Raw genomic sequence first — 17,411 nt, 5'->3', positions numbered from 1 at the left:
CTTTTGTCAGATCGTTCTTTAAAAATTCGGATATGTGATAGAAATAGACTGAACACTACTTTCACTGGTAGTGGATCAGGCTAAGGTAAAATTTGTGATGTGCTCTTAACTGAGCAGCATGCGAATTTTCGGCGAATGTCGTCTTCACAGTATAACCAGATTGCTTGGGGTTATATGGTCAAGTGAAGAAGCGCATACGGTGGATGCCTTGGCAGTCAGAGGCGATGAAAGACGTGGTAGCCTGCGATAAGCTTTGGGGAGTCGGCAAACAGACTGTGATCCAGAGATCTCTGAATGGGGGAACCCACTCAGCATAAGCTGAGTATCTTGTACTGAATACATAGGTGCAAGAGGCGAACCAGGGGAACTGAAACATCTAAGTACCCTGAGGAAAAGAAATCAACCGAGATTCCCTTAGTAGTGGCGAGCGAACGGGGACCAGCCCTTAAGTTGGTTTGAGATTAGTGGAACGCTCTGGAAAGTGCGGCCATAGTGGGTGATAGCCCCGTACACGAAAATCTCTTATCAATGAAATCGAGTAGGACGGAGCACGAGAAACTTTGTCTGAATATGGGGGGACCATCCTCCAAGGCTAAATACTACTGACTGACCGATAGTGAACTAGTACCGTGAGGGAAAGGCGAAAAGAACCCCGGAGAGGGGAGTGAAATAGATCCTGAAACCGTATGCGTACAAGCAGTGGGAGCCTACTTTGTTAGGTGACTGCGTACCTTTTGTATAATGGGTCAGCGACTTATATTCAGTGGCGAGCTTAACCGAATAGGGGAGGCGTAGCGAAAGCGAGTCTTAATAGGGCGTTTAGTCGCTGGGTATAGACCCGAAACCGGGCGATCTATCCATGGGCAGGTTGAAGGTTAGGTAACACTGACTGGAGGACCGAACCGACTACCGTTGAAAAGTTAGCGGATGACCTGTGGATCGGAGTGAAAGGCTAATCAAGCTCGGAGATAGCTGGTTCTCCTCGAAAGCTATTTAGGTAGCGCCTCATGTATCACTGTAGGGGGTAGAGCACTGTTTCGGCTAGGGGGTCATCCCGACTTACCAAACCGATGCAAACTCCGAATACCTACAAGTGCCGAGCATGGGAGACACACGGCGGGTGCTAACGTCCGTCGTGAAAAGGGAAACAACCCAGACCGTCAGCTAAGGTCCCAAAGTCATGGTTAAGTGGGAAACGATGTGGGAAGGCTTAGACAGCTAGGAGGTTGGCTTAGAAGCAGCCACCCTTTAAAGAAAGCGTAATAGCTCACTAGTCGAGTCGGCCTGCGCGGAAGATGTAACGGGGCTCAAACCATGCACCGAAGCTACGGGTATCACCTTTTGGTGATGCGGTAGAGGAGCGTTCTGTAAGCCTGTGAAGGTGAGTTGAGAAGCTTGCTGGAGGTATCAGAAGTGCGAATGCTGACATGAGTAACGACAATGGGAGTGAAAAACTCCCACGCCGAAAGACCAAGGTTTCCTGCGCAACGTTAATCGACGCAGGGTTAGTCGGTCCCTAAGGCGAGGCTGAAAAGCGTAGTCGATGGAAAACAGGTTAATATTCCTGTACTTGCAGTTATTGCGATGGAGGGACGGAGAAGGCTAGGCCAGCTTGGCGTTGGTTGTCCAAGTTTAAGGTGGTAGGCTGAAATCTTAGGCAAATCCGGGATTTCAAGGCCGAGAGCTGATGACGAGTTGCCTTTAGGCGACGAAGTGGTTGATGCCATGCTTCCAAGAAAAGCTCCTAAGCTTCAGATAACTGGGAACCGTACCCCAAACCGACACAGGTGGTTAGGTAGAGAATACCAAGGCGCTTGAGAGAACTCGGGTGAAGGAACTAGGCAAAATGGCACCGTAACTTCGGGAGAAGGTGCGCCGGCGAGGGTTAAGGACTTGCTCCGTAAGCCCATGCCGGTCGAAGATACCAGGCCGCTGCGACTGTTTATTAAAAACACAGCACTCTGCAAACACGAAAGTGGACGTATAGGGTGTGACGCCTGCCCGGTGCCGGAAGGTTAATTGATGGGGTTAGCGCAAGCGAAGCTCTTGATCGAAGCCCCGGTAAACGGCGGCCGTAACTATAACGGTCCTAAGGTAGCGAAATTCCTTGTCGGGTAAGTTCCGACCTGCACGAATGGCGTAACGATGGCGGCGCTGTCTCCACCCGAGACTCAGTGAAATTGAAATCGCTGTGAAGATGCAGTGTATCCGCGGCTAGACGGAAAGACCCCGTGAACCTTTACTATAGCTTTGCACTGGACTTTGAATTTGCTTGTGTAGGATAGGTGGGAGGCTTTGAAGTGGGGACGCCAGTTCTCATGGAGCCATCCTTGAAATACCACCCTGGCAACTTTGAGGTTCTAACTCAGGTCCGTTATCCGGATCGAGGACAGTGTATGGTGGGTAGTTTGACTGGGGCGGTCTCCTCCCAAAGAGTAACGGAGGAGTACGAAGGTGCGCTCAGACCGGTCGGAAATCGGTCGTAGAGTATAAAGGCAAAAGCGCGCTTGACTGCGAGACAAACACGTCGAGCAGGTACGAAAGTAGGTCTTAGTGATCCGGTGGTTCTGTATGGAAGGGCCATCGCTCAACGGATAAAAGGTACTCCGGGGATAACAGGCTGATACCGCCCAAGAGTTCATATCGACGGCGGTGTTTGGCACCTCGATGTCGGCTCATCACATCCTGGGGCTGAAGCCGGTCCCAAGGGNATGGCTGTTCGCCATTTAAAGTGGTACGCGAGCTGGGTTTAGAACGTCGTGAGACAGTTCGGTCCCTATCTGCCGTGGACGTTTGAGATTTGAGAGGGGCTGCTCCTAGTACGAGAGGACCGGAGTGGACGAACCTCTGGTGTTCCGGTTGTCACGCCAGTGGCATTGCCGGGTAGCTATGTTCGGAAGAGATAACCGCTGAAAGCATCTAAGCGGGAAACTTGCCTCAAGATGAGATCTCACTGGGATCTAGAATCCCCTAAAGGGCCGTCGAAGACTACGACGTTGATAGGTTGGGTGTGTAAGCGCTGTGAGGCGTTGAGCTAACCAATACTAATTGCCCGTGAGGCTTGACCATATAACACCCAAGCAATTTGCTCCTGCAGATTGCGGTGGTGAAGACGCACGAACCGAAAGTTCGAATGTACATCACAACATCACATATCCGAATTCGCTAGGCTGTCCATCTGGACGTTCTGGCAACAGAATTTCTTGACGACCATAGAGCATTGGAACCACCTGATCCCATCCCGAACTCAGTAGTGAAACGATGCATCGCCGATGGTAGTGTGGGGTCTCCCCATGTGAGAGTAGGTCATCGTCAAGATTCATTTCGCAAAACCCCTATCTGCGCAAGCAGGTAGGGGTTTTGTCTTTGCGGCGTTTTTATAGCTATAGCCCTGTCTCCCGGCAAAGATGTTTTGTCCGTCCTGTACCTCTTCAACTGCGCTCAAGGGTGCGACAATTAATCCTGTTCGTACACGTGACTTTGCCCTGCCTAGCCTGCGTCAAGACTTAGGTTCGGGGCAACCTCGCGCCCGGATAGAGCGATGCCAGCGTGCCGTGCTGCGCATTTATGGACTTTCACCGTCCTATCACTTGAGGTAGAGAGCAAGATGGCCAAGGCCGCCGATGTCGTTGTGCAATGCCTGGAAAACGAAGGTGTCGAGTATGTGTTCGGCATTCCCGGTGAGGAGAACCTCGACCTGCTGGAATCCCTGCGCAAGTCGAAGATCAAGCTGGTACTGACCCGTCACGAGCAATCCGCGGGCTTCATGGCCGCTACCTATGGCCGCCTGACCGGCAAGACCGGCGTCAGCCTGTCGACCCTCGGCCCCGGCGCGACCAACCTGGTTACCGCCAGTGCCTACGCCTACCTCGGCGGCATGCCGATGATGATGATTACCGGCCAGAAGCCGATCAAGAAGTCCAAACAGGGCCGCTTCCAGATCATCGACGTGTGCGGCATGATGGACCCCATCACCAAGTACACCCACCAGTTCGCCTCGGCCGACAACATCCCTTCGCGCATGCGTGAAGCGTTCCGCCTGGCCGAAGAGGAAAAGCCCGGTGCCGTGCACCTGGAGCTGCCGGAAGACATCGCTGCCGAGCAGACCGATGCCATGCCGATCCCCCGCAGCCTGCACCGTCGTCCGCTGGCCGAACATGTGGCCATCGAAGCCGCCATCGAGAAACTGCGCACCGCGCGCAGCCCGATCCTGGTGATCGGCGCCGGTGCCAACCGCAAGATGACCGCCAAGGTCCTCAAGCAATTGATCGACAAGACCGGTATCCCATTCGTCACCACTCAGTTGGGCAAGGGCGTGGTCGACGAGCGCAGCCCGCGCTTCCTGGGTAACGCTGCGCTGTCGTCCGGTGACTTCGTGCACCGTGCGATCGAAGCCGCCGACCTGATCATCAACATCGGCCACGATGTGATCGAAAAGCCGCCGTTCTTCATGGTCCGTGGCGGCACTGAAGTCATTCACATCAGCTTCCGCTCCGCCGAAGTCGATGCCGTGTACTTCCCACAGGTCGAAGTGATCGGCGACATCGCCAACGCCGTCTGGCAGATCGCCGAAGGCCTGGGCGACACCTCGCACTGGGACTTCACCCGCCTGATGGCCATCCGTGAAGCCAACGAAGCCCAAATCGCCGAAGGCGGCGACGATGACCGCTTCCCGATCTACCCGCAGCGCCTGGTGGCCGACATCCGTCGCGTGCTGCCTTCCGAAGGCATCGTGGCTTTGGACAACGGCATCTACAAGATCTGGTTCGCCCGCAACTACAAGGCGCACAAGCCCAACACCGTGCTGCTCGACAACGCCCTGGCGACCATGGGCGCTGGCCTGCCGTCGGCCATGGCGGCGCACCTGGTGTACCCGGACCGCCCGGTGATCTCGGTGTGCGGCGACGGCGGCTTCATGATGAACAGCCAGGAGCTGGAAACTGCAGTCCGTCTGGGCATGCACGTTACCGTGGTGATTCTGCGTGACGACGGCTACGGCATGATCCGCTGGAAGCAGGCGAACATGGGGTTCACCGATTTCGGCCTGGACTACGGTAACCCGGACTTCGTCAAATACGCCGAAGCCTACGGTGCCAATGGCCACCGCGTGGATAGCGCCGAAGGCTTGCTGCCGCTGCTCGAGCACTGCATCAAGACCCCAGGTGTGCACGTGATCGACTGCCCGGTCGACTACAGCGAGAACGACCGCATCCTCAACAGCGAGCTGCGTGAGCGCGCGCTGGCGGTGTAAGGCCTAACCCCTTTGCGAGGCAAGTCGGAGCATCATTCCGACTTGCCCCGTGAATACGTTGGGTCAGCATCGAGTGGTATTAAATAAACACCGCTCTTGCCTACGTAAGCTCCGCCATTCTCATGTTCCCCAACCCCTTGGCGAACATGAGAACATGACTATTGGATCAACGCACAACCACCCCGCTCACTTGGCCATCGAGCCTTCAGCCCCGTCCCTGCCATGGGCTGCACGTTATCCCAATCCACCGGACCTTTGTTTTGATTACCGCCGTTTGATCAGTCAAGCGGGAGGTATAGCCCGTGCCACCCAACCGGATCATCGGATATGCATTATCGGCGCCGGTGTTACTGGTTTGACTGTGGCACGGGAGCTGTTGCGCTGCGGTTTTACCCATATCACCTTGATTGAGCAGTCGCAGCGTATAGGCGGGCGTCATTTGACAGTGGTCAACACGCTTGGAGATCACAAACATCCTACTACCCCATTCGAGATGGGGGCCATGCGCATGCCGTTCTTCAACAGGACAGGAGAGGCGCCCAAGGACGGATGCTCGCTCATGGCCTACTACGCCAGTTTGTTCGAGTTGCGCCTTTCCGACTTTCCCAATCCCGGTACACCTTGGGTGAATGCCACCGGAATCTATCTCCGAGAGGGGCAATTGGATGGGAAGGGTGAGCCCACGTTGTTGTTATGGCGTAACCCAGAGGGGCTGACGCCACCGCCCACGCTCACGCTGCAGAGGGTCTATAACAAATGGCGGCGCTTTGCTGAGCAGTTCGCCGCTCAGGTCGCTGCTCACTATGGCACACGGGAATGGGAGTCGATGTGGTCTGCCATCGTGGAACGCTATCACCGCCTGTCATTTCGTGATCTGGTGCAATTGCCTGCCCTGGAAAACTGGAGTCCTGAACGTCCGGAAGACTTCGGCGGGTTAGGCATGAACAGCGACGAGTCGGCAATTTTCTACGCGATCGGCATCGGTGATGGCAGTTGGGGAGCATTTTACGACGTTTGTTGCTTGTATCCGCTTCGTACCGCGATCTTTGGTTTCAGCAGCCATTTGCAATTGGTACACGGGCGGGTTGATGAAAGCGGCATACCGTACGCAGCACCTTATTTAGGGGCCGGCCGTCTACCTGATAGCAAAGGGCTCATGTTTCAGGGGCCATCCTATCTCGGTCTGGCATCGATGGATGACTGTCTTCTGTTCATGGAGGTCGGCATACAAGGCACATCGCTGTATGACCACTTAATTCAACGACCCAATGGCCTGCTGACTAATAGTTCAGTCTGCGGGTTGCACAAGCTACCTGATGGCCGTATCCGGGTCGAATATCACTGGCAGCAAAGTAATCCGGAACACAGCCAGCGCTTGGATGATGAATTCGACAGCGTGATTCTTACCACCCCTTCCTGGCTAATTGAAACCCAGATACAAATCAGTGGTTTCAATAGGGAGATTCTGCCACAACCGATCATTGATGCTTGGAAGCATGCCCATTGGGAAACGAGTTGCAAGGTCTACGCCCCACTGAAGAAAAGCTTCCTCGACTCCAATTTGACGCTCCCGCAGATACTGGTCACTGACAGCTTCGTTCATGATGTTTATGCTTATCGCTACAACGAAAGCTACCCCGATGACTGCATCTTGCTCAGTTACACATGGGAAGATGATGCAACCAAATTGGGTGCATTATCTGACGGGGAATTGGCCCACAAATGCATCAAGGAACTCGACCGAATTCTCCTGCGCTGCTCCAACATGGGGGAGGCAATATCCCCTTATATAGATACTCGAAATATCTGCATACAGCGTTGGATGACAGATAGAAATGCCCTCGGCTGTGCAAAGCTGTATAGAGCTGGCACATATTACGATGCGGTTAGGCTGATGAAGTACAACCGCGACCTGAGTGCTGCTTCTGGCCTTTACCTGGCGGGAGAGTCCTTCTCTGTTGACGCAGGTTGGACCGAGCCATGTCTGCGTACGGCGGTCGATACCGTTATCAACCTCTGCGATCGCACGGCAGCAACGTTCAATGGTGGCTTCACCCTGGAGCATTATCCCCATTATCAAGTGCGGTAATGCGGGCACGGGTAGTCCGTAAGTAGGAACTTTCCTTCAATGTGTGCTCTTTTTCCCTACGAGTGTATGGGAGTGACCTGACTATCACTCCCAAGCTGAACCCCGCTTTACTGGCGCCCTTCCACAACAACAGAAAAGGAAGCCGCCATGTCTGAATATCGCGTCCCTGTTAGTCCGGTACGAATCGCAGTTATCCAGTGCGACCCTCAGGTGGGGATCGACCACTGTGATAGTAACTTGAGCAGGGGGTTGGCATTGGCCCGCCGGGCTGCGCGAGAGGGTGCCAATCTGATTGTGCTACCGGAACTTGCCAACACCGGTTATACGTTTCAATCGCGGCACGAGGCCTATGCCCATGCGGAGAACCTGCAGGAAGGCCGCAGTCTTCAAGCCTGGGCGGGCTTTGCGCGGGACCATAACGTTTACTTGGCTGCTGGATTCGCTGAGCGAGATGGTATGAAGCTCTATGACAGCGCAGTCCTCTTTGGCCCTGAAGGTATGCTTGGGCACTATCGCAAAGCGCACCTATGGAATCAGGAAAAGCTGTGGTTCACCCCAGGCGACCTCGGTTTCCCTGTTTTCGAAACGCCTATCGGCCGTATCGGCTTGCTCATCTGCTGGGATATTTGGTTTCCTGAAGTCCCTCGTTTGATGGCTGCGCAAGGCGCCGACATTCTCTGCAGCCTTAACAACTGGGTGTGGACGCCGCCGCCGCTATTCGATGAGGCCGGGCGCTGTATGGCGACCTACCTGACCATGACCGCAGCACACGTCAATAACGTTTTTATCGCCGCTGCCAACCGTATTGGCAGTGAGCGTGGTGGGCGCTTTTTGGGCTGTTCACTCATTGCGGGCACCAACGGTTGGCCGATCGGTGAGATTGCAAGTGCAGAAGAGGAGAGCGTCATCTATGCCGATGTCGATCTCAGTGCGGCGCGTTCTGCCCCTATTTGGAACAGTCTCAATGATCTCCCACGAGACCGTCGTACCGACCTCTATGACCCAACCCTCGGTTATCGGCTGCATGCTCCGATGCCGCGCTGAGGACTTGGACATGAAAGATCTAAGATTCCCTATTAGGCAATGGCCATCGCTGGTGATGCTGGTGTGTCTGGCGGCGCTGCTGATCGGTAGCCTGTTTTTCGGGCAATGGCCGGACTACACGCAAATGACCGCCACTCTTGATCAGCCGCTAAGCCGGTTACGCTGGATCGTCGGCGACATCAGCGAAGTCGCTTTCTATAAGCACGAGTTGCCGGCGCTGGGCTTACTTCTGGGTGCCTGTCTGGCGCATTGGGCCTATGTTCGTGGCTACCGCTGGCAAGGCTTTGCCATTTGCTATGGCAATGGTCTGTGGCCGTGGGTTTTCACAAGCTCCCTGTTGAGTCTGTTGCTCAGCCACCTGTTGTGGGGGTGGACCCTGGCCGGGGGAGACTGGCAACCGACCTTCGTTGCCTTCGTGTCGTTGCCGGCTGCCATGGTCCTGCTGTTTGGCGGCGGCTGGCAGGTGACAATTAGCGGTGCGGTGCTCGGAGCGCTGTTGGTTACGCCTGCAAGCCTGCTGCTGGTCAACTATGTATGTGTCCCCCTGGGGTTGCCGGTGCTCATCGGTAACGTTAGCGGCATGGCCGCGGCAAGCGTTGCGGCCTTCATGATGTGCAAGCGTTTCCCGTCATGGGTGAAGCTGGGGCAAAGGCCTAATGGATTGCAGGCAGTCTGCATTCAGCCTGACTACGGTGTGGTCTGGGTCCTTCGACGCGTATTGGCTGATTTCAGCGAAGCCCCTTTTTTCGGTAATGAGCTTGCCAGTCTCGGCTTGTTGCTGGGCCTGCTGTTGGCTTACGTGATTGCCCCCGCTGCACCTGCCTACGGCTCGCAAATGGTCGTGCAGATGGTGGCAGGGCAAGCTCTGGCGTCATTGGTGGGTGTGTTGGTGTGGCGTCGTCAATGGCAAGCGCGTGGCTGGTATCCCACATACATACCCATTGTCTCGATCGTTCCTGTTGCCGTACTGACTCACGGCGGTGACTGGCAGGTTGTGGTGATCAGCGCAGTGCTGGGGGCGCTGCTCTCCCCGCCGTTGGCGACGGCCATCAGTGAGCGGCTGCCGAGCCATGTGCATGGCTATATCGGTAATGTCCTGTCCATGGCCATCAGCACGTTGGCAATAGTGCCGTTGGTAGGACTCATTGCAGAAGGTGGGGTATGACTGAGGCTACTACACGACTGCCACGGCTGGCGATCGCCAGCCTGGGTGGCACAGTGAGCATGCAGACTGGTGCGGTGGAATGTGGTGTAACGCCAACGCTCGATTGTGAGAAGCAATTGTCAATGCTGCCGGAGTTGAGGGAGATGGCGCTTCTCGAAGTGGCGACGCTGGGTATGGTACCCAGCGCTTCACTTGGGTTCATGATGCTTCTTGAAGTACTGGCATGGGCGCGCGATCAGGTGGAGCGGGGTGCACAGGCCGTGATTCTCACCCAGGGAACGGATACGCTGGAGGAGACGGCTTATTTCTTCGACCTGCTTTGGCCATTGGATACACCTTTGGTGCTGACCGGTGCGATGCGCTCGGCAAGCCAGCCGGGAAGTGATGGGCCGGCGAACATACTGGCAGCAGCACAGGTGGCGTTAGCCCCTGCCAGCCATAGGCGCGGCGTGCTGGTCGTGATCAATGACCAGATCCACAGCGCGGCGAGCGTTCGCAAGACTGCCAGCTTGGCGATGGCTGCTTTTGAGTCACCCGGCAGGGGTCCCCTTGGTGAAGTGGTCGAGGGGGTTGCGTTCTATCATCAACAGCCTCCGCCACGCTTCGTATTGCCACTCCCCCATCGTCTAGAGCATCGCGTTGTACTGTTGGAGGCCTGCCTGGATGCGGATACTGCCCTTTTGCAGGCCCTGCCGATGCTGGGCTACGAAGGTTTGGTCATTGCCGGCTTTGGTGCAGGGCACGTCTCTGGCAACTGGTCCGAGATGCTGGAGCAACTGCTGCCGAGCATGCCGATCATAGTTGCTAGCCGCACAGGCAGTGGCCCTACGGCGCGGGCGACCTATGGGTTTGTCGGCGCCGAGATTGACCTGCAGAAACAGGGCGTGCACATGGCGGGGCAGCTTTGCCCGCGCAAGTGTCGAATTCTGCTTTGGTTACTGATCGGCACGGGGAGACAGTCACTGTTACATACCTGGCTTAATCAGTAGAGAAACTGCCCGCAGCAGCATAGCTGTGGGCAGTCTTCCGGTGCTTGCTGTGCTAGGGTGCTTGCACTTTTGCTTAACAGGTAATCTCGATGCTCCGCGCCCTCAGCGAAAAAGAACTCCACCGCCTTGAAGACCTGCTGATCACTTACGGCAACGATTACTCGGTGATCAACCTGGCCGAGCTCAATGGCTTTTTCACCGCCCTTGCCAGCTCGCCGGTCACTGTCCACCCCGAACAATGGTTACCTGCCGTTGCAGGTGGCAAGGTGCCAAACTTCAAGAAGCCTGCGCACGAAGAGGCCTACACGGCGCTGATGTTGCGTTATGCCAGCCAGGTGGCGGAAGAGCTCGCTGACAACGTCGATCACTTCGAGCCGGTATTCGAAGAAGGTGAAAACGGAGTGATCATCATGGAGGAGTGGTGCTTCGGTTACATGCGCGGCACCCAGGTCGCAGGCTGGAGCGAGTTGCCTGCGGCGCAGGATCCCCTGCTCAAAGCGATCTCGCTGCACGGCCTGGAAGACAATTTCGAGTTGCTCGACCAAATGAGCGAGGACGACATTCAAGCCTGTGTCCCCCATGTAATCGACGCGGCACGCGCGTTGTACCGCTTCCATCGTCAGCGTCATTGAAGCGACCGCATCCCCTGTAGAAGCGGCCGGATGTCGCTTCTACCCCGATTGTTTCGCTGTGCGAAATTATCGTTTCCCTCCCGCGCTAATTCTGTTGCCTGTCGAATCAGTTCAACATGGCCTCCATCAGCCCATTCCGGTGCTGTCCAGGAGCCAAGCCCATGTCGAGCCCAATCAAACTCTACAACTTCCCCAAGTCCGGCCACGCCCACCGCATTGAGCTGATGCTCTCGCTGCTGAACCTGCCCACCGAGCTGGTCTTCGTCGACCTGGCCAAGGGTGCGCACAAGCAGCCCGAGTTCCTTGCCCTCAACCCGTTCGGCCAAGTCCCCGTCATCGATGACAACGGCACGGTCGTCGCCGACTCGAATGCCATTCTGGTGTACCTGGCCAAGCAGTACGACAACGGCACCTGGTTGCCCGAGGAACCCGCGGCCGCAGCCCGCGTGCAACGCTGGTTATCGGTTGCAGCAGGGCCCTTGGCGTTCGGCCCGGCCGCCGCTCGCCTGGTCACGGTGTTCGGTGCTTCGTTCAACACCGATGAAGTCATCGGTCGTGCCCATACCCTGCTCAAGGTGATTGACGCCGAACTGGCCAAGTCCCCCTTCCTGGCTGGCAGCACCCCCACCATCGCCGACGTCGCCAACTATTCCTATATCGCCCACGCACCGGAAGGCAATGTCTCGCTGGAGCCTTACGCCAACGTGCGCAGCTGGCTGGCTCGGGTCGAGGCGTTGCCAGGTTTCGTGCCGATGCCGCGCACTGTGGCGGGCCTGCAAGCCACCGTTTAAGCCCCAACCCTTCCGAGGAATGCCACCATGCATCAGCTCCCAGGCCATCGCTCGTCACCTTGGCACAGCGGTGAGAAGACCCTGCAGGAAAAGGTCGGTGTGTCGGAGCGCATGGAGGTGTTCGGGCAGAAGGTAATCCGCGACCACATGCCCGATCAGCATCGCGCGTTCTATCAGCAACTGCCGTTCATGGTGGCGGGCAGCGTGGATGCCTATGGCAAACCGTGGGCGACGCTGCTCGAAGGCCCGGAAGGCTTCGTCAGCTCGCCCCACCCGCGGCAGCTGACGATCGATGCGTACCTGAACGCAGATGACCCTGCCACACAAGGCCTGGCGGGCGGGCAGGCGATCGGGCTGCTGGGCATCGAACTGCATACCCGCCGGCGCAACCGCATCAACGGCATGATCAGCCAGGCAACCAACGGCCAGCTGCAAGTAACCGTGGAGCAGTCGTTCGGCAACTGCCCGCAGTACATTCAACGGCGCGACTACACCCGTATCGATGAGCCCGCACAAGGTCGCTTCGATGCGACAGCACTCAATGCCCGCGCCGTTGCCATGATCGAGATGGCCGATACCTTTTTCGTCGCAAGCTACGTCGACCACGAAGACGGCCAGCGTTCGGTGGACGTGTCCCACCGCGGCGGCCGGCCAGGGTTCGTCAAGGTCCAAGGCAACCGCCTGAGCATTCCCGACTACGCCGGCAACCTGCACTTCAACACGCTGGGCAACTTGCTGGTCAACCCCTTGGCTGGCTTGCTGTTCATCGACTTTGCCACGGGCAATGTACTGCAGTTGTCCGGGCGTGCCGAGGTGATACTGGACAGCCCTGCCATCACCGCCTTCGAGGGGGCTGAGCGGCTGTGGACCCTGGAGGTCGAGCGGGTGGTGTGGCGCCCGAAAGCGGTGTCGTTGCGCTGGGCGTTCCAGGAATACGCGCCGACCAGCCTGATGACCGGTACCTGGGCAGAGGCCGACACGCGCCTGCAGCAGCGCGAGCGCCAGCGCCAGTGGTTGGCGTGGCGCGTGGTGCGCCTGGAGCAGGAGAGCCGGGATATACGCTCCTTCTACCTGGCGGCAGATGCACCCGTGCAGTTTGCGCCGGGGCAGCATATCCCTGTGCGTATCGCGCTGGGCAGTGACGCCCCGCTGGTGCGTACTTACAGCGTCTCCAGCGCGCCGTCGGACGGCTACCTGCGCATCAGCGTCAAGGCCCAGGGCCCGGCCTCGCGCTATCTGCATGAACGCATCGCTGTGGGTGACCTGCTCGACGTGCGGCTGCCCATGGGCAGTTTTACCCTGGATGAGCAAAGCGAACGGCCGATCGTACTGATCGGCGCGGGCGTGGGCATCACCCCACTCATCGCCATGTTGCGCGAGCAATTGGCCAAGCGCCAGGCCCGACGTATTCACCTGTTTCACGGTGCCCGCAGCCTGGCGGATTTACCGTTCCAGCAGGAGCTGGCCAGCCTGCAGCGGCAGGCTGGCGCGCTGTTGGGCCTGTACCGCTGCCTCAGCCAGCCTGAAGCAGAGGCTGTGCTGGGCCGCGATTACGAACATGCTGGCCGGTTGGGCATCGAGCAGGTGAAGGCCACGCTGACGCTGGATGACTATGACTTCTACCTGTGCGGCCCCGCCCGTTTTACCCAGGACCTGTACGAAGGGTTGCGCACCGTGAACGTTCCCGACGCTCGCATCCATGCCGAAGCCTTCGGGCCCTCGACGCTCAGGCGGCACACCGATGACGACCAGCCTGTGCTGCAACAGCCGCCGGCTGCGAGCGAACCCGTGCCGGTGTACTTTGCCAGCTCGGCCAAGGAGGCGCGCTGGGCACCGGGCAGCGGGACCTTGCTGGAGCTTGCCGAGGCGCGCGGACTGTCGCCGGACTTCAGTTGCCGGGGCGGTTCATGCGGCACCTGCAAGACCCGGGTAGTGAGTGGCCAGGTGCATTACCCGAACCCGCCAGCAGAAATGCCTGATGAGGGCACGGTGTTGATCTGCTGTGCAGTGCCGGCCAACGTGGGGGAGGGCGGGCAGGCCCTGGTGCTGGAACTTTGATGCGGTCTGCAAGGGCTCTTGCAGCAGCACAAAACCTACTGATAACCGATAATCCCCCCACCCCTAGGCCCAGGAGCCGGCATGGACCACATCCACCTGATGAAGGTATTCGTCGCGGTCGGCGAGCTGGAAAGCTTCGCCGCCGCCGCTCGCCGGCTGGACATTTCGCCTGCGGCGGTGACGCGTGCCGTCAGTGCACTGGAAGAGCAGCTGGGTGTCAAGCTGCTGCTGCGCACCACGCGCAGCGTGCGTCTGACCGAGGCGGGAGGCCGCTACCTGGAAGACACCCGCCACATACTTGCCAGCATCCTCGAAGCCAACGAGGCGGCCGCTGGCATCAACGCCACGCCCAAGGGCGATCTGGCCGTCACCGCGCCGATCCTGTTCGGCAAGAAGTTCGTCATGCCGTGCATCGTACGGTACTTGCAGCAGTACCCCGAAGTGGATGTATCTGCCTACTTTCTCGACCGCATCGTCAACATGGTCGAGGAGGGCATGGACGTGGCCGTGCGCATCGGCCCGCTACCAGACTCGGGGCTGAAGGCACTGCGGGTGGGTAGGGTGCGGCGCATGCTCTGCGCCTCGCCCGACTACCTGGCGCGCCACGGCGTACCGCAGCACCCCTCGGATTTGCCGGACCATGCGGTAATCGGCACCACCAACCTTTCACCCCGGGCGGGTTGGCGCTTCGGCGTCACCGATGAACCGACCTTGGTGCGCATGAAGCCCCGGCTGACGGTGACCAGCAATGACGGGGCGATTGCCGCAGCCAGCGGTGGGTTGGGGATTGCACGGTTGTTGTCTTACCAGGTGGCGGACGAGGTGGCGAGTGGGCAATTGCAGGTGATTCTTGCCGAGTACGAGGAGGCGCCCTGGCCGATTCATGTGTTGCACCGTGAGAGCAAATACGGATCGGCCAAGGTGAGGGCATTCATCGACATGCTGGCCCATGAACTGCGGGCTCAAGGATTGGATTGAGGTCGTACAACTAGCCTTTTCTCTGCCGAAATTATTTGTGGCTGGCAGCTTGATCAGCTCATGCAGTGATAATTTATGTTGTACGACGACCTATGACATGGCAATCTTTCGCCTGAAACAAATTGTCTCAATTAGCCGCTGCCGGCCTTGAGCCAATCACCCGCACCTCTAAAAATAATATTCAGGTGAACCATGAAGATGAAAGGCATCCGTTGGTGGATGGTCAGCCTTGTCACGGCTGGGCTCGTCGTCAACTACCTCGCCCGCAATACCCTCTCGGTGGCTGCCCCCACCCTGATGACCGACCTCTCCATCACCACCGAGCAATACGCCAAGATCGTTGCTGCCTGGCAGGTGTGCTACGCCCTCATGCAGCCGATCGCTGGCTGGTTCATCGACTTCATCGGTACCAAGCTGGGTTTTGCCGTGTTCGCCATGGCCTGGTCGGTGGCCTGTGCCGGCGCTGCCTTGGCCACGGGCTGGCAGAGCATGGCGTTCATGCGTGGGCTGCTAGGCATGACCGAGGCGGCGGGCCTGCCCGCCGGCGTCAAGGCCACCACCGAGTGGTTCCCGGCCAAGGAGCGTTCGGTGGCCATCGGCTGGTTCAACATCGGCTCCTCGCTCGGTGCATTGCTGGCGCCTCCCCTGGTGGTGTGGGCAATCCTGCACAGTGGCTGGCAGCTGGCCTTCGTCATCGTCGGGGCGTCCGGCATCGTCTGGACTTTGCTGTGGATGCTGTTCTACAAGCACCCGCGTGATCAGAAGCGCCTGAGCAGTGACGAGCGCGACTACATCCTTGCCGGCCAGGAAGCACACTTCAAGGAAGAGAAACGTGAGAAGGGCGCCTGGAAGCGTATCTTCAAGACCCGCAACTTCTACGCCATCGCCTCGGCGCGGATTCTCTCGGAACCGGCCTGGCAGACCTTCAATGCCTGGATCCCGCTGTACCTGATGACCGAGCGGCACATGAACATCAAAGAAGTGGCGATGTTCGCCTGGCTGCCGTTCCTTGCCGCCGACATCGGTTGCGTGCTCGGTGGTTACCTGAGCCCGATGTTCCACCGTTACTTCAAGGTGTCGTTGTTCACCTCGCGCAAGATGGTGCTGGTATTCGGTGCCAGCTGCATGATCGGCCCAGCGTGCATCGGCTTGGTGGAAAGCCCGTACACCGCGATCCTGCTGCTGTGTATTGGTGGCTTCGCGCATCAGACGCTGTCAGGTGCGTTGTACTCGATCACCTCGGACTCGTTCAGCAAGGACCAGGTGGCGACCGCCACGGGCATGGGCGGGATGTGCGGCTACCTGGGCGCGGCAGTGTTCACCTTGGTGTTCGGCATCCTGGTGACGCAGATTGGCTATAGCCCGCTGTTCGTGGTGCTGGCGGCGTTCGATATCGTGGCGGCGGTGCTGGTGTGGAAGGTCGCGCGGGAGGTGCGGGGGGCGTCGGATGACAGGCCTGCTGCGGTCGCGGCTGGGGCTCTGGCGTAAGGCGTGTGATGGTGGGGCTGCGCAGCAGCCCCACTGCAGGCAAAGCGGTTACAAGGCCTGGTATTGCATCTTGAAGCCCAGGCTCATTTCTTCACCCTGTTGCAGCAATCGCAAGCCTGGTCGCCCTGGCAGGTGGTGCGCATTGATCGGGTGGCTGACCGGTTCAAAGCAGAAGAACGCCTTGCCTGGTGGGCAGAACAACAAGAAGTGCTCGCAGCCACTGGCCGTGCAGGCCAGCGAATAGCCCGCGCTGGGCTGTTCGATCACGCAACTGCCAGGCCAACCCCCAAACGCATGATCGACACCCGTCGCTGGCAACGCGCCCGGCGCCTCGAAGCACCAATCTGCAGGCACCTCTGCAAGGTGTGACGGCAGCCGGCCTTCTTCCGCCAGCCACACATGCTGCGCCGCTGCCCGTAGCCGGGTGTCGGGGTAGCGGGGGAAGTAAGGGTGCAGCCCCAGTCCGTACCAGGTGGCAGCTTCGTCCAGGTGGGTAACATGCAAGTCAAGGTTCAGGCAACCCTCATGCAGGTGTACATCCAGCGTCGCCCGGTAGGCAAATGGCAGCGTACTGTCGAGAGACAGCCGGGCGCGGCGCTCGCTGTGGTGGTCCACATGCCAGGCCTGCTGCCAGGCGCTGCCATGAATCGGGTAAGGGTCGTGGGCGGTGTTGGGCGGCAAGGCCAGCCAGCCCTCGGGCCGTGCGAAGCCCCCTTCGGCAATCCGGTTGGACCACGGCGCCAACGGGTAGCAGGCCAGCTGCCGCGGCGTACCGCTGGCCAGCGCGGCGGGGTCGGAGTGGCGCAGTAGCGCCTGCCCGGTCGCCTTCACCTGCCAGTTGATCAGGCTGGCGCCCAGGTCGGGCGTTAGGCTCAATCGGGTCAGGTGGTCTTGCAGGTGCAGTTCGGTCACAGCCATCAGTGGCT

General features: G+C 58.6%; 11 protein-coding genes and 2 rRNA genes. 12 read left to right on the top strand and 1 reads right to left on the bottom strand.

Annotation, left to right across the window (positions count from 1 at the left end):
- Positions 1–176: 176 nt before the first annotated feature.
- The 12 genes from PC358_RS26665 (at position 177) to PC358_RS12425 (ending at position 16,485) form a co-directional block, all read left to right on the top strand.
- A 23S ribosomal RNA gene (locus PC358_RS26665) occupies positions 177–3,069 on the top strand.
- 133 nt (positions 3,070–3,202) lie between these two features.
- Positions 3,203–3,318: ribosomal RNA gene (gene rrf / locus PC358_RS12475) — 5S ribosomal RNA — on the top strand.
- Positions 3,319–3,607: 289 nt separating this feature from the next.
- The gene (locus PC358_RS12470) at positions 3,608–5,251 is read left to right on the top strand and encodes an acetolactate synthase large subunit (RefSeq protein WP_033699916.1); all 1,644 of its coding nucleotides are present in this window, start codon (positions 3,608–3,610) and stop codon (positions 5,249–5,251) included.
- 154 nt (positions 5,252–5,405) lie between these two features.
- Entirely contained in the window at positions 5,406–7,340 is a 1,935-nt protein-coding gene (locus PC358_RS12465) for a flavin monoamine oxidase family protein (RefSeq protein WP_033699915.1), read from the top strand.
- A gap of 147 nt (positions 7,341–7,487) precedes the next feature.
- On the top strand, positions 7,488–8,384 hold the full coding sequence (locus tag PC358_RS12460) for a nitrilase family protein (RefSeq protein WP_033699912.1): 897 nt from the start codon (positions 7,488–7,490) through the stop codon (positions 8,382–8,384).
- Positions 8,385–8,439: 55 nt separating this feature from the next.
- The gene (locus PC358_RS12455; protein WP_420847911.1) at positions 8,440–9,549 is read left to right on the top strand and encodes a hypothetical protein; all 1,110 of its coding nucleotides are present in this window, start codon (positions 8,440–8,442) and stop codon (positions 9,547–9,549) included.
- Entirely contained in the window at positions 9,546–10,538 is a 993-nt protein-coding gene (locus PC358_RS12450; protein ID WP_033699910.1) for an asparaginase, read from the top strand. Before PC358_RS12455 ends, PC358_RS12450 begins: the two co-directional genes overlap by 4 nt.
- 89 nt (positions 10,539–10,627) lie before the next feature.
- The gene (locus PC358_RS12445; RefSeq protein ID WP_033699909.1) at positions 10,628–11,170 is read left to right on the top strand and encodes a UPF0149 family protein; all 543 of its coding nucleotides are present in this window, start codon (positions 10,628–10,630) and stop codon (positions 11,168–11,170) included.
- Between the two features lie 161 nt (positions 11,171–11,331).
- Complete coding sequence (locus PC358_RS12440) at positions 11,332–11,961, top strand: glutathione S-transferase family protein (protein WP_033699908.1); 630 nt, start codon at positions 11,332–11,334, stop codon at positions 11,959–11,961.
- Positions 11,962–11,988: 27 nt separating this feature from the next.
- Complete coding sequence (locus PC358_RS12435) at positions 11,989–14,019, top strand: pyridoxamine 5'-phosphate oxidase family protein (RefSeq protein ID WP_033699906.1); 2,031 nt, start codon at positions 11,989–11,991, stop codon at positions 14,017–14,019.
- A gap of 81 nt (positions 14,020–14,100) precedes the next feature.
- Entirely contained in the window at positions 14,101–14,997 is an 897-nt protein-coding gene (locus PC358_RS12430; RefSeq protein ID WP_033699904.1) for a LysR family transcriptional regulator, read from the top strand.
- Positions 14,998–15,189: 192 nt separating this feature from the next.
- The gene (locus tag PC358_RS12425; RefSeq protein WP_033699902.1) at positions 15,190–16,485 is read left to right on the top strand and encodes an MFS transporter; all 1,296 of its coding nucleotides are present in this window, start codon (positions 15,190–15,192) and stop codon (positions 16,483–16,485) included.
- A gap of 48 nt (positions 16,486–16,533) precedes the next feature.
- Here PC358_RS12425 and PC358_RS12420 read toward each other — a convergent pair whose 3' ends face one another.
- On the bottom strand, positions 16,534–17,403 hold the full coding sequence (locus PC358_RS12420; RefSeq protein WP_033699900.1) for an aldose 1-epimerase: 870 nt from the start codon (positions 17,401–17,403) through the stop codon (positions 16,534–16,536).
- Positions 17,404–17,411: the final 8 nt, after the last annotated feature.

It is taken from the genome of Pseudomonas capeferrum (assembly GCF_000731675.1).
In the GTDB taxonomy this organism is placed as follows: Bacteria; Pseudomonadota; Gammaproteobacteria; order Pseudomonadales; family Pseudomonadaceae; genus Aquipseudomonas; species Aquipseudomonas capeferrum.
The sequence above is the reverse complement of the archived record's forward strand: the minus strand, read 5'-3'. Positions and strand labels throughout refer to the sequence as shown.

What these genes read in the sequence shown, in the direction of transcription:
- PC358_RS12470 (WP_033699916.1), top strand. Translation starts at nt 3,608, where the DNA reads ATGGCCAAGGCCGCCGATGTCGTTGTGCAATGCCTGGAAAACGAAGGT.
- PC358_RS12465 (WP_033699915.1), top strand. Translation starts at nt 5,406, where the DNA reads ATGACTATTGGATCAACGCACAACCACCCCGCTCACTTGGCCATCGAG.
- PC358_RS12460 (WP_033699912.1), top strand. Translation starts at nt 7,488, where the DNA reads ATGTCTGAATATCGCGTCCCTGTTAGTCCGGTACGAATCGCAGTTATC.
- PC358_RS12455 (WP_420847911.1), top strand. Translation starts at nt 8,440, where the DNA reads ATGCTGGTGTGTCTGGCGGCGCTGCTGATCGGTAGCCTGTTTTTCGGG.
- PC358_RS12450 (WP_033699910.1), top strand. Translation starts at nt 9,546, where the DNA reads ATGACTGAGGCTACTACACGACTGCCACGGCTGGCGATCGCCAGCCTG.
- PC358_RS12445 (WP_033699909.1), top strand. Translation starts at nt 10,628, where the DNA reads ATGCTCCGCGCCCTCAGCGAAAAAGAACTCCACCGCCTTGAAGACCTG.
- PC358_RS12440 (WP_033699908.1), top strand. Translation starts at nt 11,332, where the DNA reads ATGTCGAGCCCAATCAAACTCTACAACTTCCCCAAGTCCGGCCACGCC.
- PC358_RS12435 (WP_033699906.1), top strand. Translation starts at nt 11,989, where the DNA reads ATGCATCAGCTCCCAGGCCATCGCTCGTCACCTTGGCACAGCGGTGAG.
- PC358_RS12430 (WP_033699904.1), top strand. Translation starts at nt 14,101, where the DNA reads ATGGACCACATCCACCTGATGAAGGTATTCGTCGCGGTCGGCGAGCTG.
- PC358_RS12425 (WP_033699902.1), top strand. Translation starts at nt 15,190, where the DNA reads ATGAAGATGAAAGGCATCCGTTGGTGGATGGTCAGCCTTGTCACGGCT.
- PC358_RS12420 (WP_033699900.1), bottom strand. Translation starts at nt 17,403, where the DNA reads ATGGCTGTGACCGAACTGCACCTGCAAGACCACCTGACCCGATTGAGC.